The sequence below is a fragment of the Arthrobacter sp. AOP36-A1-22 genome, assembly GCF_052377615.1.
GTDB lineage: Bacteria > Actinomycetota > Actinomycetes > Actinomycetales > Micrococcaceae > Arthrobacter_H.
Genome location: NZ_JBQSWX010000023.1, coordinates 37,012 through 56,398, shown reverse-complemented (window position 1 = coordinate 56,398; position 19,387 = coordinate 37,012). Strand labels below are relative to the sequence as shown.

At 66.5% G+C, this 19,387-nt stretch carries 19 protein-coding genes and 1 tRNA gene; 13 read left to right on the top strand and 7 right to left on the bottom strand.

Annotated elements, in window-relative coordinates:
- Positions 1-136: 136 nt before the first annotated feature.
- A complete protein-coding gene (locus tag ACT3S2_RS12920; RefSeq protein ID WP_444553967.1) occupies positions 137-739 on the bottom strand; it encodes an ANTAR domain-containing response regulator in 603 nt (200 codons plus the stop codon).
- A 154-nt stretch (positions 740-893) separates the two neighbouring features.
- Here ACT3S2_RS12920 and ACT3S2_RS12915 point away from each other — a divergent pair.
- Positions 894-974 (top strand) — tRNA-Leu (locus ACT3S2_RS12915).
- A 530-nt stretch (positions 975-1,504) separates the two neighbouring features.
- Here the strand turns inward: ACT3S2_RS12915 and ACT3S2_RS12910 are convergent.
- Complete coding sequence (locus ACT3S2_RS12910; protein ID WP_444553966.1) at positions 1,505-2,440, bottom strand: CoA transferase; 936 nt, start codon at positions 2,438-2,440, stop codon at positions 1,505-1,507.
- A 94-nt stretch (positions 2,441-2,534) separates the two neighbouring features.
- On the opposite strand from ACT3S2_RS12910, the gene ACT3S2_RS12905 reads away from it, so the two are divergent.
- Both ACT3S2_RS12905 and ACT3S2_RS12900 read left to right on the top strand, forming a co-directional pair.
- On the top strand, positions 2,535-3,149 hold the full coding sequence (locus ACT3S2_RS12905; RefSeq protein WP_444561775.1) for a TetR/AcrR family transcriptional regulator: 615 nt from the start codon (positions 2,535-2,537) through the stop codon (positions 3,147-3,149).
- An 84-nt stretch (positions 3,150-3,233) separates the two neighbouring features.
- A complete protein-coding gene (locus ACT3S2_RS12900) occupies positions 3,234-4,412 on the top strand; it encodes an acyl-CoA dehydrogenase family protein (protein WP_444561774.1) in 1,179 nt (392 codons plus the stop codon).
- Between the two features lie 42 nt (positions 4,413-4,454).
- Here the strand turns inward: ACT3S2_RS12900 and ACT3S2_RS12895 are convergent, their stop codons facing one another.
- Positions 4,455-5,075 carry an L-threonylcarbamoyladenylate synthase gene (locus tag ACT3S2_RS12895; protein ID WP_444553963.1) on the bottom strand — a complete coding sequence of 207 codons (621 nt, stop codon included), beginning with the start codon at positions 5,073-5,075 and terminating at the stop codon, positions 4,455-4,457.
- 198 nt (positions 5,076-5,273) lie between these two features.
- Between ACT3S2_RS12895 and ACT3S2_RS12890 the strand changes: the two genes are divergently transcribed.
- The 4 genes from ACT3S2_RS12890 (at position 5,274) to ACT3S2_RS12875 (ending at position 7,990) form a co-directional block, all read left to right on the top strand.
- Positions 5,274-6,635 carry an anion permease gene (locus ACT3S2_RS12890; RefSeq protein WP_444553962.1) on the top strand — a complete coding sequence of 454 codons (1,362 nt, stop codon included), beginning with the start codon at positions 5,274-5,276 and terminating at the stop codon, positions 6,633-6,635.
- Positions 6,632-6,868: a hypothetical protein gene (locus tag ACT3S2_RS12885; RefSeq protein WP_444553961.1), complete on the top strand. Its 237-nt coding sequence runs from the start codon at positions 6,632-6,634 to the stop codon at positions 6,866-6,868. The genes ACT3S2_RS12890 and ACT3S2_RS12885 overlap by 4 nt, the downstream gene beginning before the upstream one ends.
- A 45-nt stretch (positions 6,869-6,913) precedes the next feature.
- Entirely contained in the window at positions 6,914-7,492 is a 579-nt protein-coding gene (locus tag ACT3S2_RS12880) for a dihydrofolate reductase family protein (protein WP_444561773.1), read from the top strand.
- 75 nt (positions 7,493-7,567) lie between these two features.
- Entirely contained in the window at positions 7,568-7,990 is a 423-nt protein-coding gene (locus tag ACT3S2_RS12875) for a hypothetical protein (RefSeq protein WP_444553959.1), read from the top strand.
- A gap of 12 nt (positions 7,991-8,002) precedes the next feature.
- Here the strand turns inward: ACT3S2_RS12875 and ACT3S2_RS12870 are convergent, their stop codons facing one another.
- The gene (locus ACT3S2_RS12870; RefSeq protein WP_444553958.1) at positions 8,003-8,254 is read right to left on the bottom strand and encodes a hypothetical protein; all 252 of its coding nucleotides are present in this window, start codon (positions 8,252-8,254) and stop codon (positions 8,003-8,005) included.
- Positions 8,255-8,330: 76 nt separating this feature from the next.
- A complete protein-coding gene (locus ACT3S2_RS12865; protein ID WP_444561772.1) occupies positions 8,331-8,828 on the bottom strand; it encodes a hotdog fold thioesterase in 498 nt (165 codons plus the stop codon).
- A gap of 85 nt (positions 8,829-8,913) precedes the next feature.
- Here ACT3S2_RS12865 and polA point away from each other — a divergent pair, with 85 nt between their 5' ends.
- From polA to rpsA, 3 genes are all read left to right on the top strand, one after another.
- Positions 8,914-11,547, top strand: a complete 2,634-nt coding sequence (gene polA, locus ACT3S2_RS12860; protein WP_444554050.1) for a DNA polymerase I — start codon at positions 8,914-8,916, stop codon at positions 11,545-11,547.
- A complete protein-coding gene (locus ACT3S2_RS12855; RefSeq protein ID WP_444553956.1) occupies positions 11,547-12,875 on the top strand; it encodes a GNAT family N-acetyltransferase in 1,329 nt (442 codons plus the stop codon). The genes polA and ACT3S2_RS12855 overlap by 1 nt, the downstream gene beginning before the upstream one ends.
- Before the next feature lie 224 nt (positions 12,876-13,099).
- Positions 13,100-14,578 (top strand): 30S ribosomal protein S1, encoded by a 1,479-nt coding sequence (gene rpsA / locus ACT3S2_RS12850; protein WP_444553955.1) that lies wholly within the window; start codon positions 13,100-13,102, stop codon positions 14,576-14,578.
- 83 nt (positions 14,579-14,661) lie between these two features.
- On the opposite strand, the gene ACT3S2_RS12845 is transcribed toward rpsA, so the two are convergent.
- Both ACT3S2_RS12845 and ACT3S2_RS12840 read right to left on the bottom strand, forming a co-directional pair.
- Positions 14,662-15,816: a class I SAM-dependent methyltransferase gene (locus ACT3S2_RS12845; protein ID WP_444553954.1), complete on the bottom strand. Its 1,155-nt coding sequence runs from the start codon at positions 15,814-15,816 to the stop codon at positions 14,662-14,664.
- Positions 15,813-16,505, bottom strand: a complete 693-nt coding sequence (locus tag ACT3S2_RS12840; RefSeq protein WP_444561771.1) for an IMPACT family protein — start codon at positions 16,503-16,505, stop codon at positions 15,813-15,815. The genes ACT3S2_RS12845 and ACT3S2_RS12840 overlap by 4 nt, the downstream gene beginning before the upstream one ends.
- A gap of 193 nt (positions 16,506-16,698) precedes the next feature.
- Between ACT3S2_RS12840 and ACT3S2_RS12835 the strand changes: the two genes are divergently transcribed.
- Genes ACT3S2_RS12835 through ACT3S2_RS12825 form a run of 3 tightly spaced genes read left to right on the top strand, consistent with a single transcriptional unit; the run spans position 16,699 to position 19,353 of the window.
- The gene (locus ACT3S2_RS12835; protein WP_444561770.1) at positions 16,699-18,330 is read left to right on the top strand and encodes an FAD-dependent oxidoreductase; all 1,632 of its coding nucleotides are present in this window, start codon (positions 16,699-16,701) and stop codon (positions 18,328-18,330) included.
- Positions 18,331-18,376: 46 nt separating this feature from the next.
- On the top strand, positions 18,377-19,024 hold the full coding sequence (gene coaE, locus ACT3S2_RS12830) for a dephospho-CoA kinase (protein WP_444553951.1): 648 nt from the start codon (positions 18,377-18,379) through the stop codon (positions 19,022-19,024).
- Positions 19,021-19,353 carry a hypothetical protein gene (locus ACT3S2_RS12825; protein ID WP_444553950.1) on the top strand — a complete coding sequence of 111 codons (333 nt, stop codon included), beginning with the start codon at positions 19,021-19,023 and terminating at the stop codon, positions 19,351-19,353. Before coaE ends, ACT3S2_RS12825 begins: the two co-directional genes overlap by 4 nt.
- Positions 19,354-19,387: the final 34 nt, after the last annotated feature.

Here is a 19,387-nt window from a genome sequence, read left to right as displayed (position 1 = left end):
GCTAGGCTTCGACGGTAGTGACAGTGGTGGGGCCGGGGGGGGGCGCCCGGGGCCCCCCCCGCGGGGCCCCCCCCCCCGTTGGGACTTCGTTGGTGCCAGGCAACTTGCACCTTTTCAGGAAGAAGCTGCCGGTCGGCTACTTCACCTGGGCGATGATGGTCTCGGCGACCTCGCGCATGCTCAGTCGCCGGTCCATCGACGTCTTCTGGATCCACCGGAAGGCCTCGGGTTCGGTCAACCCCATTTTGGTAGTCAAGACGGATTTGGCGCGCTCGACCAGCTTGCGGGTGGCGAACTGCTCCTGCAGGTCATCGACCTCGCGTTCGAGGGCGATGACCTCCTCGTGGCGGGACAGGGCGATTTCAATGGCCGGGATCAAGTCGTTCGGGCTGAACGGCTTCACGACGTAGGCCATGGCACCGGCTTCGCGGGCCCGCTCGACGAGTTCCTTCTGGCTGAAGGCGGTGAGCAGGACGACGGGGGCGATCCGCTCCTTGACGATGATCTCCGCGGCAGAGATCCCGTCCATCACGGGCATCTTCACGTCCATCAGGACAAGATCGGGGCGGTGCTCACGGACCAGGTCCACCGCCTTCTCACCGTTATCTGCTTCGGCGACGACCTCGAACCCCTCACCCGTGAGGATCTCGACGATATCCAGCCGGATGAGGGTCTCGTCCTCGGCGACAACTACCCGGCGGGCCGGCGAGGGAGTTGCCTCGGCTGTGTCTTCTGTCATGGTGATTCTCCTGGCTGCCCCGGGAAATCGGGGCGGTGGGTTCTCGGATTCAGTAACAAGCCTATCGGCATGTAGAGTTGTTTAGCGCACCGCGTGACTGTGATGTTCTGCCCGTTTGATTCGGGCGGTTTGACAAGTCCGCGGGGCGAGTTGGGCCCGAGTGGCGGAATGGCAGACGCGTCGCACTCAAAATGCGATATCGAGAGATGTGTGGGTTCGAGTCCCACCTCGGGCACCGATCGGCCCCGACCCCCGGATGACCGGGGATCGGGGTCTTTTTCGTGGGCGGAGCCCCTGGCCTTTCCGGGTCTCCGGGGCGCTGGAAGTGGCGATCTTCAGACACCGCTGCGTGACCTTGTCTGCCGGTCGGTGCAGCAGCACAGGGCCGGCGACGCACGCGGCATGCACGAACCCAGCGAGGCGCTGGAAGGCCGGCAGGTTCTGGGCGGATGCCTCGCGGTCATGGGAGTGGGCAGCGGTCCCGCGTCTCACTGACCGCATACGGCCGGCGCGGTATCGGTGATGGACAAGTGCCCCGGGGGGAGCTGCTGCATGAGTTGGACCAAGACTTTGCCGCCCTTCTGCTCGTGTGGGCGCGCCACCATGATCACCCGATCGCCATGGCTGGTGGTGGTGTTTGAACATCGCGGAACCGTCGAGACGTCTTTCTCCGCCCCCGGCGTTTGGGCTGGGTGCTGACGCCCTGCAGTTCTGAACCGGACGGCGGGTACCTCGGCGAGCCAGGGGAGCGTCAGTCGTCCAGGATCATGGTCTTGTTCCTGGAGTCCTGTGGCGGGGCATGCTGGCCGACGCTGGTCGGAGGGGGCCTGGAGGCTCCCGGGGGGCGGCAGCGGCGGAAACCGGCTCCGTAGTCGGGAGCGCCCCGGGGGATGCGACGGCGACGAGGGGGAGGTCCTGCTCTTGGCCCCACGCCGTCCAATAGGCTGTGGGGCGGGTGGCAAAGGAACGAGTCAGTTCTTCGCGGGTGCCACCGACGAGGCGGGTGAGTCGTTCGGCGAAGTGTGGTTCGATCGCCGCGACGGCAACGAATCCGTCGGCTGTTGCGTACACTCCATACGCAGGTATCGCACCGCCGAGGACGGCACCGGGAGAGGTGAGTCCGTGCCGGGTGCCGGCGGCTGCGGCGTGCGCCGCCTCTTCGAGGACCACCTTCTCGTGGACGCCCTGAAGGCCCTGGTCGCGCTGACGCAACGCCGAAAGGGTGGCGACCACTGCGCGTTCGGAACCCAGGATGTCGGCGACCGGTACCAGCGGCAGGGCCGGGGGAAGCAGTGTTCCATGCTCGGCCTGGTAGGTGAGGTCGTGACCTGGCTGCTCGGCCCGGGCGCCGTCGTGCCCGACGATTTCCACCAGGGCGATGCCGCGGGTCTTCAGTATCTCGCCGAGATCAAGCCGGGCGAGGGCCGAGGGGCGCATCGACGTCAGCAGGACGTCGGCATCGGTGAGAAGTTCTTCGAACTCCGACCTGCTGGCCGGGTCCTTCAAGTCCAGGGGGACGACGTCCTGCCCCGTGACGAGTTCCTCATACCAGTGGGGGGCGACGCTCCGGAGCGGGTCGCCCTGCGGTGGTTCGACCTTGATGACGGTTGCTCCGAGCTCGGTCAGCCGGGATGCGGCCAACGGCCCCGGGAGGTTGATGGCAACCGAGACCACGACAATGCCTGACAGCGGGTGGGACATGAACTCTCCTAATGACTGTGACCTGAATTACTCTTTGTACAGTTGTGCAGCATGCAGTTCGATCGTTCAATGGTTTGTGGTCTAGCATAGCCTTGTGGATAGAACGAAGGCATCAAACCCGGCAGGCCTGTCGACGGCATGGTCCTCCAACGACCTGACCTCCAAGGCCCGGATCCGCAATGCGGCGCTCACCCTGTTTGCGCAGCAGGGGGAGGACGGCACTTCCATGCGGGCGATCGCCACGGCAGCCGGGGTGACCGTCGGGCTGGTCACCCATCACTATGGGACCAAGGACGGGTTGCGGGAGGCCGTGGACACCCTCGTCGTCGAGCTCTTCGCCGATACCCTCGCAGCCTTGCCGAACGAGGGGGGCCCTCGCCGGGTCCTCGGCTTGCGGGACGAGGCCGTGGCCGGGATGCTGCACGCCAATCCGACGATCGTCGACTATCTGCGGCGGTCCCTCCTGCACGGACCGGGACGCCCCGCCGACATCCTGAGCCGGCTGGCCGCGTTGACGGCCGAGCAGACCCGCGTCCTGCGGGACGCCGGAGTGGTGTCGACTGATCGCAGTGTCACCGAGCAGACGGTCACCACGATCGTCCGCCAGCTCGGGCGGCAGCTGCTGCAACCACTGGCCAATCGCATCGTCGACGAGTTCGGCGAACCCGGCGAAAACGCCCCGGAACTCTATGTGGGCGTCAAATCCTGATCGGCAGGCACCGTCCCCCCGGTGGGACCCCGGACTCCGTGCCCGGCACCGTATGATCGCCCTGTAAACGTTCAAAGGAGAATGATGTCAGCACGGATTCCGCCCGCCACCGCTTCCGATGTCCTGGACCTCGATGGTCTGTTGAGCGCCCCCGAGCTCGAACTGCGCTCCACGGTCCGCGCCTTCGTGGACTCACGGATCCGACCGAACATCGCCACCTGGTACGAGGAGGCCCGTTTCCCCGTGGAACTGGCCCGTGAACTCGGCAGCCTGGGCTTGCTGGGCATGCACTTGGAGGGGTATGGCTGTCCGGGCCGCAGTGCCGTCGAATACGGGATCGCGGCGATGGAACTGGAGGCCGGTGATTCGGGTCTGCGGACCTTCGTCTCGGTCCAGGGGTCCTTGGCCATGTCGGCGATCCACCGGTTCGGTACCGAGGAGCAGAAGAACAAGTATCTGCCGTCGATGGCCGCCGGAGAGGTCATCGGCTGTTTCGGACTCACCGAGCCCACCGCCGGATCGGACCCGTCGGCGATGGCCACCACCGCGGTGCACGACGGCGATGGATGGGTCCTCAACGGCGCCAAACGGTGGATCGGGTTGGCTACCATCGCCCAGATCGCCGTGATCTGGGCCATGACCGACGAGGGGGTCCGCGGTTTCCTGGTGCCCACCGACGTCGCAGGCTTCACGGCCACCGTGATCGAACCGAAGCTGTCGATGCGCGCCTCCATCCAATGCGATCTGACCTTCGAGGACGTGCGGTTGCCGGATTCGGCGTTGCTCCCCGGTGCGAAGGGGCTGCGCGGCCCGTTCTCCTGCCTGAACGAGGCCCGCTACGGGATCATCTGGGGCGCGATGGGAGCTGCCAGGGATTCCTACGAATCCGCCCTGGAGTATTCCAAGGAGCGGATGCAGTTCGATCAGCCGCTGGCCGGGTACCAGATCACCCAGGTCAAGCTGGTGGATATGCTTCTGGAGATCCAGAAGGGCACGCTGCTGGCCATCCATACCGGACGGCTCAAGGATGCAGGAACCCTGGAGCCGGTGCAGATCTCGGTCGGAAAGCTGAACAACTGCCGGGAGGCGATCTGGATCTGTCGGGAGGCGCGGACGGTCCTGGGCGGTAACGGGATCACCTTGGACCATGCGCCGATGCGCCATGCGAACAACCTCGAATCGGTGCGCACCTACGAGGGGACCGACGAGGTCCACACCTTGATCCTGGGCAACCACATCACCGGCATCCCGGCCTTCAGATGAGGACCGGCGGTGGGCCCCGCGACTGGTTCGGGGCCCGACCAGCTATTCGAAGGGCGAGGGGTCTCCCATGCCGACCCGGACGATCTCGGGCACCCCGCTGGAGAAATCCACCACGGTCGTCGGTTCTGTGCCGCATTCACCGGAGTCGATGACGGCGTCGACCTGGTGGTCCAGGCGTTCCTTGATCTCCCAGCCCTGGGTGAGGGGTTTCTCCTCGTCGGGCAACAGCAACGTGGTGGACAGCAGGGGCTCGCCCAGCTCCGCCAGCAGGGCCTGAACCACCCGGTGGTCCGGTATGCGGACCCCGACGGTTTTCTTCTTCGGGTGCAGCAGGCGCTTGGGCACCTCGGAGGTGGCCTTGAGGATGAAGGTGTAGCTCCCCGGCGTGGCCGCCTTCAGACTTCGGAAGACCGCGTTGCCCATCTCCACGAAACGTCCCATCTGGGCGAAGTTGCTACACATCAGGGTGAAGTGGTGTTTGTCATCAAGCTGTCGGATGGTGCGGATCCGATCCAAGGCCTTCCGGTTGCCCAATTGGGCGCCGAACGCGTAGCAGGAATCGGTGGGGTAGGCGATCAGCGCACCGTCCTGCAGCAGGTCAACGACCTGTCCGAGGGCACGGGGTTGCGGATCCTGAGGGTGGACGTCGAAGAATCTAGCCATGACAGGAGACTACGACCCGCAGGCGGAACTTGCACGCGACGCCCCGCCGTACGGACCGCGGAGTTGACTGGCGCCCCGCCGGCCCTAAGATGAATGTGCGCCGCGGGTGACGAATGTGTGACCATGGTATGACTTCCGGGTCGAACTACTCCCTGCGGTACGACCGCGCTCTTTTGCCATCTCAAGATTGGTTCCTAGATGGATCTCACACTCATCGTTGTCCTGGTGATTGCCCTGGCTCTGTTCTTTGATTTCACGAACGGGTTCCACGACACGGCCAACGCCATGGCAACCCCGATCGCCACCGGCGCCATCAAGCCCAAGACGGCAGTAGCCCTCGCCGCGGTCCTGAACCTGGTGGGTGCCTTCCTCTCCACCGAGGTCGCCACCACGATTTCAGGCGGACTGATCAACGAAGGGGACAACGGGTTCTCCATCGGACCCGAAATCATCTTTGCCGGCCTCATGGGCGCCGTCGTCTGGAACATGCTGACCTGGTTGCTCGGTCTGCCCTCCAGCTCATCCCACGCCCTCTTCGGCGGACTCATCGGTGCCGCGATCGCCGGTGCCGGTTTCTCCGTCGTCAACTACGGAACCGTGATCTCCAAGGTGCTGCTTCCGGCCTTGCTGGCTCCGTTGATCGCCGGCCTGGCTGCCTACCTATGTACCAAATTGGCCTATTGGGTGACCAAGCGCCCTTCGGGCCTCTCCTCGCCCAAGCGCGGAGGTTTCCGTGTCGGTCAGGTCTTCTCCTCCTCGTTGGTGGCCCTGGCCCACGGCACCAACGATGCACAGAAGACGATGGGCGTCATCACCCTGGCCCTGGTCGCCTCGGGGCTGCAGGAATCGGGAAGCCACGTCCACTTCTGGGTCATCGCCGCCTGCGCCTTGGCCATCGCTCTGGGCACCTACGTGGGCGGCTGGCGCATTATCGCCACCATGGGCACCGGCCTCACCGAGGTCAAGCCGGCCCAGGGCTTCTCCGCCGAGGCCTCGACCGCCGCGGCCATCCTAGCCTCCTCGCACCTGGGCTTCGCCCTGTCGACCACCCAGGTGGCCTCCGGTTCCGTGATCGGTTCGGGTCTGGGACGCAAGGGGGCCTCCGTCCAGTGGCGTACCGCCGGGAAGATCGCCACCGGGTGGCTCTTCACGCTGCCGGCAGCTGCCGTCGTCGGCGCCTTGGCCGCTACCCTGACCTACTTTGGGAACGTCGGTTTGGTTCTGGTGGCCGTCATCGGTTTCGGCGTCGTCCTGTTGATCTGGTGGCTCTCCCGCAAGGACATCATCGGCCCGCATAACGGGGTTTCCGATGTCGATGAAGCAGGTGGTGCCATCAGCATCCCCACGAAGAAGCAGCGTCGCAAGATGCGTAAACGCCAACGTGAAGCCGAGCGGGCCGAGGCCGAGCGCATGGCCCGCGAACTCAAGAAGGCTCAGAAGAACAAGAAGAAGGAAGCCAACGGCAAGACGAAGGTCCCCACGGCGTCGGGATCGAAGTCCCGGGCACAGGAAGCTTCGGCGCCGAAGCGCGAAGCACGCGGAACGGAGGAAAAGCGATGAACATCGAATGGCTCTCCTTCCTGACCGTCACGCTCGTGACCCTGATCGGCTCCCTCTCGCTCGTGGCGCTCTACTCCTTTGCCGTCCGGCTCAAGGCGATCGCCGAAGACGAAGTCCGGGGTGCCGGTCTGGCGAAATCCGGGGCCGTCGTCTGCTTCGTGCTGTGCGGCTGCCTGGTGCTGCTGGGCATCTACCTGATCGTGCCGCAGCTCGGGGGCTCGGGCGGTCACTGACGCACGCCCGGCGGGGCGACGGAACCGGTATGGCACCATGGGGCCATGACCCGCTTCCGCTATTTCGTAGCCGCCAGCGTCGACGGATACATCGCCGACGAGCACGACTCGCTGGAATGGCTGACCACCTACGACGACTACCATGTGGGGTTCCGCGATCCGGCAGCTGCCTTCCTCGAAGAGATCGGCGCCGTGGTCATGGGGGCCGACACCTACCGTTGGCTGAGCACCCATATGGACGACACCGGAGCCCCGTGGCCGTATGAGAACACCCCGTGCTGGGTCTTCACCCACCGGGAACTGGCGGCCGTGCCCGGCGCCGATCTGACCTTCATCCGCGGTGACGTCGGGGAATGGGCCGGCGATATCGCCGCGGACGCCGGAGACCAGGACGTCTGGGTACTCGGGGGCGGCGGGCTGGCCGGACAACTGGTGGACTCCGGTCATCTCGACGAGCTGATCCTGTTCACCATTCCCCTCCTGCTGGGCGGCGGACGGCCTTTGGCGAGCCTGCGCGCCCCGATGGGACTGAGTCCCACCGGCAGTCGTGAATTCGGCAGGGGAGTGCGTGAAACCCGGTACGACGTCGGCAAGCCTCCCTCCGTGCCCCACACCGGCTCCTAACCACCGATTGGCGCGACGCCGCCAGCGGTCCTAGGCTCGATCACTACCTCCGTATGCAGCGAAAGGACACGACCCATGAAACTCAGCCACCTGCCATTGCGTCTGACCACCGGCGCCTTCATTCTCAACTCAGGGGTGGGCAAGTTGCAGTTGGAGCCCGAAGCGGCGGCCGGACTGCAGAAGATGGGTGCCTCCGCCTTTCCCCAGCTGGCCGACCTCGACCCGGAGCAATTCGGCAAGGTGCTCAGCACGACGGAGATCGTCCTGGGGTCCTCCCTGCTGCTGCCGTTCGTACCGAGCCGCCTGGCCGGCCTCGGACTGACTGCCTTCTCGGCCTCCATGGCGACGATGTACTTCAAGACCCCGGGGATGACCCGCGATGACGGGCTGCGCCCCACCCAGGAGGGCACGGTCATCGCCAAGGACTTCTGGATGCTCGGCATCGGGCTGGCCCTCATCCTCGATTCGGCGCGGAAGAAGAAGCGCAAGACCACCTAGGACCCACCAGCCTCAGTTGGCCGCATCCCCCGGAGGACCCGTGGGGATGCGGCCGTTTTCTGCCACCAGTCGCAGCCAGCGGCGGGTGCGGCGTCGACTCCCGAAACGCACTGTCTTCATCGGGCCGTCGGCGGCGAGGAACGCCTTGACGTGCGCGCGCTTGGGCGCGAAGGAACGCCCGTGCCACAGCAGGATCGAGTCGTTCGAGAACAACTGCTTCCAGGTCTCCGTGTTGCCGTTGCAGACCGGTTCTTCGGTAACCACCCGACGGATGCTGCGGGGATGAGGACCCGGCTCGGGGCGTCGGATGTGGTGGCGGCCGGTGCGTCCCGGCCATCGGTCACGAGGGGCCCAGGATCATGTTCGTGATCCGGGCGGTGCAGACCCGTCGGCCTTCCTCATCGGAAATGATGATTTCGTGGGTCGTGGTGCTGCGGCCCAGATGGATGGGCGTGCACACCCCGGTGACGAGCCCCGAGATCCCGGCGCGATGGTGGGTCGCATTGATGTCCACTCCCACCGGGCGGCCTCCGGGGCCGGCATGCACCGCTGCGGCGAAGGAACCCAGCGTTTCGGCGAGCGCGACGCTCGCCCCGCCGTGCAGGATCCCCGCCACCTGCTGGTTCCCCTCCACCGGCATCGTGGCCACCACCCGTTCGGCGGTGATGCCCTCGAACATGATGCCCAGCTTCTCCACCAGGGGCCCGACTCCGTGCCCGCTGAGCATGGGCCACATCCGTTCCGGCACCTGATGCCGTGCGAGCTGCTCCTCGAAGGGGTTCGATCCGGCGTCATGCCCTGCGTTGGCGGCCGGGCCGCGTGTGTCTTTGTCCGTCATGGGAACTAGGCTGGCACCTGTGAGTCAATCAACCAAAACCGCTGCCAATGACCTTTCCCGTCTGCTCGTCATCGACGGCCACTCGATGGCCTTTCGTGCCTTCTACGCGCTGCCCGCGGAAAACTTCGCCACCGACACCGGACAGCACACCAACGCGGTCTACGGTTTTGTCTCGATGCTCATCAAAATGATCGAACAGCGCAAACCCACCCACGTGGCGGTGGCCTTCGATCTGGACACCCCCACCTTCCGTTCCGAGGAGTACAGCGAGTACAAGGCAGGCCGGAGCAAGACCCCGGAGGAGTTCCACGGCCAGATCGATCTGATCCAGAAGGTCATGGAGGCGATGAACATCCCCTCGATCACCATGGACGGCTTCGAGGCCGACGACATCATCGCCACCCTCGCCCGGGTCGGCGAAGATGAAGGCTGGGACGTGCTGGTGGTCTCGGGGGACCGGGACGCCTTCCAGCTCATTACCGAAAAGACCACTGTCCTGTACCCGAAGAAGGGCATCTCCGACATCCCGCCGATGGACGCCGCGGCCGTGGAAGCGAAGTACTTCGTCCAGCCGGGGCAATACCCGGACCTGGCGGCACTGGTCGGGGAATCCGCGGACAACCTGCCCGGGGTACCCGGGGTCGGACCCAAGACCGCCGCGAAGTGGATCAACCTATACGGCGGACTCGAAGCCATCTTGGACCAGGTCGATTCCATCAAGGGCAAGGTCGGCGAATCCCTCCGGGCGCATCTGGACGACGTCCGCCGCAACCGGCGGTTGAACCGGTTGCTCACCGACCTGGATCTGCCGGTCGAGCTCGGGGCCCTGGAACTGGAACACCCGAACCAGGACGCCATCGAGGAACTCTTCGACGCACTGCAGTTCAACACGCTGCGCAAGCGCCTGTTCGACCTCTTCGGAGCCGACGAGTCCGAACCGGAGCCGGAGATGCAGGTCCCGGCCCCGACCGAGCTGGACGACGCCGAGGCATTGACCGGGTGGTTCCGCGCCCACGGGGGACACCTGATCGCCCTGCAGCTGGATACGGTGCGCTCCGCCGGCGGCGGGGACGATGCGGTGGGTATCGCGCTGGCCGCCGACGCGGCGACCGCCTACATCGGGTTGGAGGAACTCGACGAGGCAGCCGACGGGGCCCTGGGCACCATCCTGGCCAGCGGTCACTACCCACTGGCCCTGCATGACTTCAAGACCGGCTACAAACTGCTGGCCGATCGCGGGATCGAACTGCGCGGGGTCGTGGACGATACGATGATCTCCGCCTATCTCATCCAGCCGGATCGGCGCAGCCACGAACTGGCAGATATCGCCCAGCACCATCTGCGACTGACCCTCAAGGCCGAGGAACAGGCGCAGGAAGGACAGCTGGCACTGGAACTCGAGGGGTCGGGCCAGGCCGCTGCGGCCGTGCGGGCCGCCTACATAGTGCGGGAACTGAGCCTGTACCTGGCCGGGCAGGTCCTCGAACGTGGAGCGACCGGATTGCTGGCGGAGATGGAATTGCCGTTGTCGGTGGTGCTGGCCGAGATGGAACGCACCGGAATCGCCATCGACGCCCGACAGCTCGATGACCTGCTGGCCGATTTCACCACCACCATCGATGCGGCAACGGCCGAGGCCTATGCGGCGATCGGTCATGAAGTGAACCTCTCGTCGCCCAAACAGCTGCAGGTCGTGCTGTTCGAGGAACTCGAACTGCCCAAGACCAAGAAGATCAAAACCGGATACACCACCGACGCCGATTCACTGGCCGACCTGCTGGCCAAGACCCGGCACCCGTTCCTGGCCTCGCTGATGGCCTACCGCGATGCCACCAAACTGCGGCAGACGGTCGAGGGGCTGAAGAAGTCCCTCGCCGAGGACGGACGGATCCACACGACGTACGCCCAAACCGTTGCGGCCACCGGGCGGCTGTCTTCGCTGAACCCGAACCTGCAGAACATCCCGGTACGCAGCGAGGCCGGACGGCGCATCCGTGAGGTCTTCGTGGTCGGCGACGGGTACGAGACCCTGCTGACCGCCGACTATTCACAGATCGAAATGCGCATCATGGCCCACCTCTCCGGAGACGAGGCACTGATCCAGGCGTTCAAGGACGGGGAGGACCTGCACCGGTTCGTCGGTTCACATGTCTTCGGTGTCGAACCGGCGGAGGTCAGCGGGGAAATGCGCGCCAAGGTCAAGGCCATGTCCTATGGTCTGGCCTACGGGCTCAGCTCCTTCGGCCTGTCCAAACAGCTCAACGTCCCCGTGGACGAGGCCCGTGGGCTGATGAAGGACTACTTCACCCGCTTCGGATCCGTCCGCGACTACCTGCGCTCGGTCGTCGACCAGGCCCGCCGGGACGGCTACACCTCCACCATCGAGGGACGCCGCCGCTACCTGCCGGATCTGGCCAGCGACAACCGCCAGCTGCGGGACATGGCCGAACGCGCTGCGTTGAACGCGCCCATCCAGGGGTCGGCGGCGGATATCATCAAACGCGCCATGCTCGGGGTCGACGGCGGGCTGCGCGAACAGAAGCTGGGTTCACGCATGCTCCTGCAGGTCCATGACGAACTCGTCCTGGAAATCGCCCCCGGCGAACTCGAGGCAGTCACCGCCCTGGTCCAGGACCACATGGGCTCCGCGGCCGAGCTCTCGGTCCCACTCGATGTCCAGATCGGCACCGGGCACAGCTGGCAGGAGGCAGCACACTGATGAATGATTCGACCCCCCATACCAACGGCTTGCGCCATGAGATCTTCGACGCGGGGATCCTCCCCGCCGCCGGCGAAGTCGAGCCGGCCCCTGACACGCGTACCGCCAACTGGTTCCGCGCGGTCCGTACCGGCTTCCACGCCCAGCCCTACACCACCGCCGAGGCGGCACGCATCGCCGCCACCTACCGGGTCGATGGGCGTCGGCTGTTGGGGGTGTACGACGACGATGCCCCGGCGCCGTCGCTGGACCCGGCCATCCCGGTGGCCACCTTCGCCGAATTCACCAAGACGCTGAACACCGGCGCGGGGCGGATGATCGACAGCCACCTCATCACCGTGGTCACCGTCCGGCCCAGCCATCGCCGCAGGGGCATCCTGCGGACGATGATGACCGATTCGCTGGACCGCGCCCGTGCTGCGGGTCTGCCCATGGCGGCACTGACCGCGACGGAGGGCACCATTTACGGCCGGTTCGGTTTCGGGCCGGCCACCACCCTGGACACGGTCAAGGTCGACGTGAAGGGCGGGTTGAACGTGGTGGCTCCGCCCGAAGGCACGGTCCTCACCGTGGATCCTTCCTCCCTGCTCGAGCTGGCCCCCTCCCTGTTCGAGGAGTTCCACGCCACACACCGCGGGTCGATCGGACGCCAGGAGGCCTACACCCTGCGCGCCACCGCCCGGCTGGCCCCCGAGGAGGCCAAGGATGATCCTGCCCTGCGGGCGGCGGTGTATCTGGATGCCGAGGGGGTCGCCCGGGGTTTCCTGACGTATGCCTTCGCCGGTTGGGAGACCACGCCGCTGACCATGGAGGTCCGCGATCTGGTGGCGACGACCGCGGCCGCCCGGCGTGAACTCTGGCGCTACCTTGGGGCCCATGACCTCATCGAGCGGGTCGTCTATGACTCTGCAGCCCCGGATGACCCGTTGCCGTGGTCCCTGGACGATCCGCGCAAGGTCGCCGTCACGGAGACCGAGGACCTGTTGTGGCTGCGCATCCTGGATGTCCCCGCGGCACTGGCCGCCCGGGAATACGCGGCGGACGGGGCCCTGCGGCTGCGGATCACCGACCCGCAGGGATATACGACGGGAAGCTACCAGCTGGTCGTGGAGGGGGGAATCGGATCCGTCCGGGTCGAAACCGACCCCGATGAGCCGTCGGATCTGGAACTGGATATCGGCTTGCTGGGCTCGCTGTACCTGGGCGGAACCGGCGTCCGGACATTGGCAGCTGCCGGGCGGGTGCTGGCCAGGAACGAGGACGCGGTGGATCGCGCAGCCCGGTTGCTGGACCTGGGGCGGGCCCCCTACGCGATCAACGGTTTCTAGACCCGGTTTCCGGGCCTGGATCCGGCCGCGAAGCCACGGTGCGATCGGCGCCATGGCGACGCGCCCGACGTTTTGACCGCTCGTGGGCCGGGGACTAAACTAATAAGGCGACTGCCGGGGTGTTTCATGCCCTGTCTCGCAACAATTTCAGTTCCATCTTCGGAATATGCCGGGACTTCCGGCCTTCCGACTGACGTTTCTATCCACATCGGAGCCCCTACTACATGACCATCACCTCCAACGAGAAGACCGGTACCCCGCAGGTCGCGATCAACGACATCGGTACCGCTGAAGACTTCCTCGCAGCTGTCGACGCCACCATCAAGTACTTCAACGATGGCGACCTCGTCGAAGGCACCGTCGTCAAGGTCGACCGCGACGAAGTCCTGCTCGACATCGGTTACAAGACCGAGGGTGTCATTCCGTCCCGCGAGCTTTCCATCAAGCACGATGTTGATCCGGGCGACGTCGTCGCCGTCGGCGACAACGTCGAGGCCCTCGTCCTCACCAAGGAGGACAAGGAAGGCCGCCTGATCCTCTCCAAGAAGCGCGCACAGTACGAGCGTGCTTGGGGCGACATCGAAAAGATCAAGGAAGAGGACGGCGTCGTCACCGGCACCGTCATCGAGGTGGTCAAGGGTGGGCTCATCCTGGACATCGGCCTGCGCGGCTTCCTGCCGGCATCGCTGGTCGAAATGCGCCGTGTGCGCGATCTGGCTCCGTACATCGGCCAGGAGATCGAAGCCAAGATCATCGAGCTGGACAAGAACCGCAACAACGTGGTCCTGTCCCGCCGTGCCTGGCTCGAACAGACCCAGTCCGAGGTCCGCTCCACGTTCCTCAACAAGCTCGAAAAGGGCCAGGTCCGTCCGGGCGTCGTGTCCTCCATCGTCAACTTCGGTGCCTTCGTGGACCTGGGTGGCGTCGACGGCCTGGTGCACGTCTCCGAGCTGTCCTGGAAGCACATCGACCACCCGAACGAGGTTGTCGAGGTGGGCCAGGAAGTCACCGTCGAGGTCCTCGAGGTCGATCTGGACCGCGAGCGCGTCTCCCTGTCGCTGAAGGCGACCCAGGAAGATCCGTGGCAGACCTTCGCCCGCACCCACGCCTTGGGCCAGGTCGTCCCCGGCAAGGTCACCAAGCTGGTTCCCTTCGGTGCATTCGTTCGCGTCGAAGACGGCATCGAGGGCCTCGTGCACATCTCGGAGCTGGCCGTGCGCCACGTCGAGCTGGCCGAGCAGGTCGTCTCCGTGGGTGACGAGCTCTTCGTCAAGGTCATCGACATCGACCTGGAACGCCGCCGTATCTCGCTGTCGCTGAAGCAGGCCAACGAAGGGGTCGACCCCGAAGGCACCGAGTTCGACCCGGCGCTGTACGGCATGGCCGCCGAGTACGACGAAGAGGGCAACTACAAGTACCCGGAGGGCTTCGACTCGGAGACCAACGAGTGGCTCGAAGGCTACGAGACGCAGCGCGCCGTCTGGGAGCAGCAGTACGCCGACGCCCAGGCCCGTTGGGAAGCCCACAAGGAGCAGGTGGCCGCACACCTGGTCCAGGACACCACGGCACCCGAGGCCGGCGGCGGTGGAGCGGGCGAGTCCGCTTCCACCAGCTACTCCTCGGAGGCCCCGGCGGAGGACGCCGGCACGCTGGCTTCCGACGAGGCCCTCGCCGCACTGCGCGAGAAGCTCACCGGAGCCTAGGCTTCAGCCACCGGGCTGAACCAGCCAGGGCGGGGCCCGCACACCATGGTGTGCGGGCCCCGCCTTTTTTAATAGGCGGCAGCCTAGCTCCGGTTGGAGACGGTGACCGTGAACTTCGGGTTGCGGGCCACCTGACGGGTGGGGCCCACCAGCCTGGCCAGGTGCTGACGATAGCCCAACGGGGTGTTCCAGACGCACCATAATTCCCCGCCGGGGGCCAGGACGCGGCCGGCAGCGGCGATCAGCTTCAGGGCGATGCCCGCATGGATGGCGTTGCCGACATGGAAGGGCGGATTCAGTACGACCAGCTCCCGCGAGCCATCGGCCAGACCCGACAGGGCATCATCTCTGACCGCCAGGATCTGATGGGCCACATCGTTGGCTTCGGCGGTGGCGTGGGTGGAGGCGACTGCGGCGGCCGACTGGTCGCAGGCGAGCACTCTTTGTCCCGGGCGGGTGAGGGCCAGGTAGGCGGCAATGGTGCCGTTGCCGCAGCCCAGATCGACCGCTTCCTCCGCGTCCCGGGCTTCGGCCAGATGCGGCAGCAGGAAACGCGTGCCCGGATCAAGTTTTGCGCCCCCGAAGGTGGCGCCGAAGGCCCGCAGTTCAAGCGGCTGGGCAAGCCCGACGTCGTGGGCGGAAGCCAGCGGGAAACGTGGCACGGGTCGATCACCGTCCTGGCGGGGCGCCCTGGCGGTCAGCACGCGTGATTTCCGGGCCCCCAGGCCGGCGCTGACGTGGCTGAAATGGCGTTCGAGGACGTCGTTCATCGCCCGGGACATGTGTTTGGTCCGCCCCCCGGCCAAGAGAGCCACGTCGGGGTCCGCGTGCGCTGCCGCCCAGGCCGCGATCTCCTCCAGCGCCGCCAAGGACCGGGGCAGTTGCAGGATGACCAGCCGGGCCCCGGCGAAGAGTCCGGCGCCCAACGGCATCAGAGTGAGGCTGGATTCCCCCTGGCCGGGGGAGCCGACCCCGGTCCTCTCGGCATTGGCTTCGATGGCTTGTTCACCCGATAGCGCGTCCTGGTGGACCCGCACCCCGCGGGCCCCGGCGGCCACGGAGCCCAGGGCCAGGGCCCCATAGTGGTCGTTGACCACCGTCGTCGTCCCCTCCGAGGTGCCGAGCCCGTACCCGGCCGCGGTATCGAGCAGGAGGAGATCGGCGCCGTCGTACGCCTGCAGTTCGGGGGACTCCACATCGGGCCAGCGCCGGAGACCTTCGGGAATCGGGGTGTTCATCGTTGTCCCGTCACGGCAATATCCGTCCATTCGGTACCCTGCGCTACGGCTGTTCCGGCTCCCGCCGTCAGGGTGGCCAGCCGTTCCGCGAAGTCCGTCGCCGCAGTGGGTCCGTCGGGGACAGCCACCCGCAACGTGGCCGACGAGGGTCCGTAGTCGGTACCTAGAATCGTGGTGCCGTCCTGACGCAATTCGTTGTCCCACCGTCCGGACTCGGCATGGGGCGCGTCGATGGCAAATACTGCCAGGCGTTTTCTCACGAGAAGATCGGCGCTGTCCATGGCTCCGGAGACGGACTGGGAGTAGGCGCGCACCAGACCCCCCGCGCCCAGGAGCACACCGCCGAAATACCGGACGACGACGGCGGTGATGTCACTGACATCGCATTGTCCGGAAGGCATTTCGCGTTTGGCCAGGGCCTCGAGCATCGGCAGACCAGCGGTCCCCGAGGGCTCGCCGTCGTCACTACTGCGTTGTACCATCCGGTCGGGGCCCAGCAGGAACGCCGAGCAGTGGTGGCGCGCATCGAAATGCCTGCGGCGCAGTTCGGCGATGAAATCCCGGGCTTCGGCTTCGGTGGTGGTGCGTCGCAGGTAGGTGATGAACCGGGACCGTTTCACCTCGAGCTCATGCTGGTGATCGCCGGCCACCGTGGTGTATTGAACCACCGCACTCCCCGTTTCGCCCATCGGTCCAGTCTAATGCGAGTTCACGGGACCAGGGCTGCGGAGCACGGCCCGTCGGACTACCGGATGGTCACATCGCCCGTAGACTCTCCACCACCGGGTGGTCCGTCCGGCCCGCGCATCATGGGGCGTGGGCCTGGAGGGATGGCGACTGTGTCGTCCTGACTCCGGACAGCTCGGAGGAAACGGGGAAGTCGTGGACGTAGTGGTCATTGGCGCGGGCCTGGCGGGCCTGCACGCCGCCGGACTGGCAGCCGCCCAAGGACATGAGGTCACGGTGCTGGAGGCCACCAGTCGGGTCGGTGGACGGGTCGATACCGAGGTCATTGATGGTTTCCGGTGCGACCGCGGATTCCAACTCCTGAACCCGCGCTACCCCGAGGCGCGTCGCGCGTTGGATCTGCAGGCTCTTGGTCTGCAGGCCTGGGGACGCGGAGTCGCAGTGCGCGGCGACGAGGGGCTCCGCGTCCTCGCTGATCCGCTCCGCCATCCCTCCCGGCTCCGAGGGCTGGTCAGCGGTTTGCTGGCGCCCAGGGATCTGCCGGCTGCCCTGCGGTGGGTACGAAAGGCCGGCGATGACTCGCTATCGCTCCACGAATCCCTGGACGGAGCGGCATTCTCGACACCGTTGCGAGGGATCATGGGCCTGTTCTTCGCAGGAGTCCTCGGGGATCCTGATCTTGAGGTTTCCGCCCGCTTCGCCCGTCGGCTCGCCGGATACTTCGCGGTGGGAACCCCCGCCTTGCCGGGGCAGGGAATGGCGGCGATCGCGCATCAGCTGGCCACGCCACTGGCGGGGCGTATCCGGTATGGGCACGTGGCGGAGAGCCTGACCCGCCAGACAGGTCGCTGGACCGTCAGCTGTGGTGCGGGAGAACGCTTCACCGCCGACCGGGTCGTGGTCGCTGCCGGTCCGACGGCGAGCGCTCGTCTGCTGGGCGAGACGGCCCCGCCGATGCACTCCCTGACGACGTGGTGGTTTTCGACCGAACACCAGCCCAGCCGACTGCCGTTCCTGCATCTTGATCCGCGCGCCGGTGTCCGGCTCGCCCACACGTCGGTCGTCTCCAATGTCTGTCCTTCCTACGCTCCGGTGGGTCGGCACCTGGTTCAGGCGACCGCTGTGGGAGCACATGGTCTGGACGACGAATCGGCGCTGAATCAGGCCGCAGCCATCCTCGGTGTCCAGACCCCCGACTGGCAGCTGCTCGTTCGCCATGACATCAGGGACGCCCTGCCCGTCATTTCCCCGGGGCATGCCCCACCGACCAGTGCGTTGGACGGCGTCGTGCTAGCCGGTGATCAGAGCGAGGCTTCCATCCAGGGTGCGCTGGCCAGCGGGGCGGCGGCTGCCGCAACACTCGGCAGTGGAGGGCCAGGCAGCCCTGCTGCGTCGAAGACCCCCGGTACCTTTGAAGTGCGGCTGCGGCGTCCCGGTGATGCTGCCACCCTGTGGGCAAGACTCACGGATCTGGACACCCACAGTGCTGCCATCCCGTTCACTAACGTGACCCCGCGGGGTGCCCGGATGAGTGAGGGCCTGGCATTCGTCGGGCTGACCCGGCTGGGCCCTTTCGCCCTGTCGGACCGGATGCTGGTGCGCCGCGCCGAGGCACCCACGGGGAATCGTCGCGGCAGGTTGGCCGTGTCGAAATTCGGACCCGTGGCCGGTGAGGTCGAGGCCACTGTCGAACAGCAGGGCTCCGACGTGGAGGTCGTGTGGCGCCAAAGCCTGCGACCTTCCTGGCTTCCCCGCCCGCTCAGACCGGCTGCCGCGCTGGTCGCGAAGACCGCCTATGCGGTGGGCCTGCGCAAACTGCTCGCGTGACCTGTTTCCGGACCCGCCTGTGGACGCGGTGCCATAAGCTGGAGCCATGCTTGATGTTGGACTGACGGGCGGGATCGCCTCGGGAAAATCCGCGGTGGCCACGCGCCTGGCCGAACGCGGTGCGGTGCTGATCGATGCCGATGCCATTGCCCGCCGGGTGCTCGAACCCGGCACCGAGGGGCTGGCCGCGGTCGTGGAGGCTTTCGGCCCGGACCTGGTCGACGCCGATGGTGAACTGGACCGTGCCCGGCTGGGCGGCATCGTGTTCGCCGATCCGCAGGCCCGCGAGACACTGAACGGGATCGTCCATCCACGGGTCCGCGCCGAAGCAGCCCGGATCCGTGGTGAAGCCGCCGACCGGGAAACGGCGGACCGGCCCGTGGTCGTGGTCCAGGACATCCCACTGCTGGTCGAGACCGGGCAGGCCGCCTCCTTCGACGTCGTCGTCACCGTCCAAGCACCCCGTGCCGAACGGGTCCGCCGGATGGTCCAGGACCGGGGGATGGGCGAGGACGACGCCGTGGCCCGGATGGCTGCCCAGGCCACCGATGAACAGCGGGCCGCCGTCAGTGATGTGGTGTTGGAGAATTCCGGGACCCTGCAGGAGCTGCAGTCGGCGGTGGATGACCTCTGGACCGGGACTTTGCAGCGGCTGGCCGGACGCCCGGGCCCACGCGACGGGGATCCGGGATGAGGCGCAAGGGTCCGGCCGCGACCTACCGGTTCGGGTACGGGATGAAATGGGTGACGTGGCTGTTCATGGCCACCGGGGTGCTCTGGGTGGCGGCGATCGTGCTGTGGCTCGTGGCCGGTGGCCGCGTTGAATTCACGACCGGGTCGGCGCCGTGGAGCTGGCAGGTGCTGGTGCCGGCCTGGATGACGTTGGCGGGGATCGTGCTGGCCCTGGGGGGATGCGTGGTCTTCGCGCAGCAGATGTTCGTTGCCATCCTCGGCAGGTTCGAACACGACGGCTTATTGGACCCTCCTGGACGGTCGGGCAAACGCCAGCGCCCACCGGCCTGAAGCCCGGTGCGACTGCGGGTCCATCCCGGTCCGT

Excerpts from the sequence above, each read along its gene's own strand:
- ACT3S2_RS12880 (WP_444561773.1), top strand. The coding sequence starts at position 6,914 with ATGACCCGCTTCCGCTATTTCGTAGCCGCCAGCGTCGACGGATACATC.
- ACT3S2_RS12840 (WP_444561771.1), bottom strand. The coding sequence starts at position 16,505 with ATGGGCGAAACGGGGAGTGCGGTGGTTCAATACACCACGGTGGCCGGC.
- polA (WP_444554050.1), top strand. The coding sequence starts at position 8,914 with ATGGCCTTTCGTGCCTTCTACGCGCTGCCCGCGGAAAACTTCGCCACC.
- ACT3S2_RS12855 (WP_444553956.1), top strand. The coding sequence starts at position 11,547 with ATGAATGATTCGACCCCCCATACCAACGGCTTGCGCCATGAGATCTTC.
- ACT3S2_RS12825 (WP_444553950.1), top strand. The coding sequence starts at position 19,021 with ATGAGGCGCAAGGGTCCGGCCGCGACCTACCGGTTCGGGTACGGGATG.
- ACT3S2_RS12895 (WP_444553963.1), bottom strand. The coding sequence starts at position 5,075 with ATGGCTAGATTCTTCGACGTCCACCCTCAGGATCCGCAACCCCGTGCC.
- ACT3S2_RS12890 (WP_444553962.1), top strand. The coding sequence starts at position 5,274 with ATGGATCTCACACTCATCGTTGTCCTGGTGATTGCCCTGGCTCTGTTC.
- ACT3S2_RS12910 (WP_444553966.1), bottom strand. The coding sequence starts at position 2,440 with ATGTCCCACCCGCTGTCAGGCATTGTCGTGGTCTCGGTTGCCATCAAC.
- ACT3S2_RS12920 (WP_444553967.1), bottom strand. The coding sequence starts at position 739 with ATGACAGAAGACACAGCCGAGGCAACTCCCTCGCCGGCCCGCCGGGTA.
- ACT3S2_RS12875 (WP_444553959.1), top strand. The coding sequence starts at position 7,568 with ATGAAACTCAGCCACCTGCCATTGCGTCTGACCACCGGCGCCTTCATT.
- ACT3S2_RS12900 (WP_444561774.1), top strand. The coding sequence starts at position 3,234 with ATGTCAGCACGGATTCCGCCCGCCACCGCTTCCGATGTCCTGGACCTC.
- ACT3S2_RS12885 (WP_444553961.1), top strand. The coding sequence starts at position 6,632 with ATGAACATCGAATGGCTCTCCTTCCTGACCGTCACGCTCGTGACCCTG.
- ACT3S2_RS12845 (WP_444553954.1), bottom strand. The coding sequence starts at position 15,816 with ATGAACACCCCGATTCCCGAAGGTCTCCGGCGCTGGCCCGATGTGGAG.
- rpsA (WP_444553955.1), top strand. The coding sequence starts at position 13,100 with ATGACCATCACCTCCAACGAGAAGACCGGTACCCCGCAGGTCGCGATC.
- coaE (WP_444553951.1), top strand. The coding sequence starts at position 18,377 with ATGCTTGATGTTGGACTGACGGGCGGGATCGCCTCGGGAAAATCCGCG.
- ACT3S2_RS12865 (WP_444561772.1), bottom strand. The coding sequence starts at position 8,828 with ATGACGGACAAAGACACACGCGGCCCGGCCGCCAACGCAGGGCATGAC.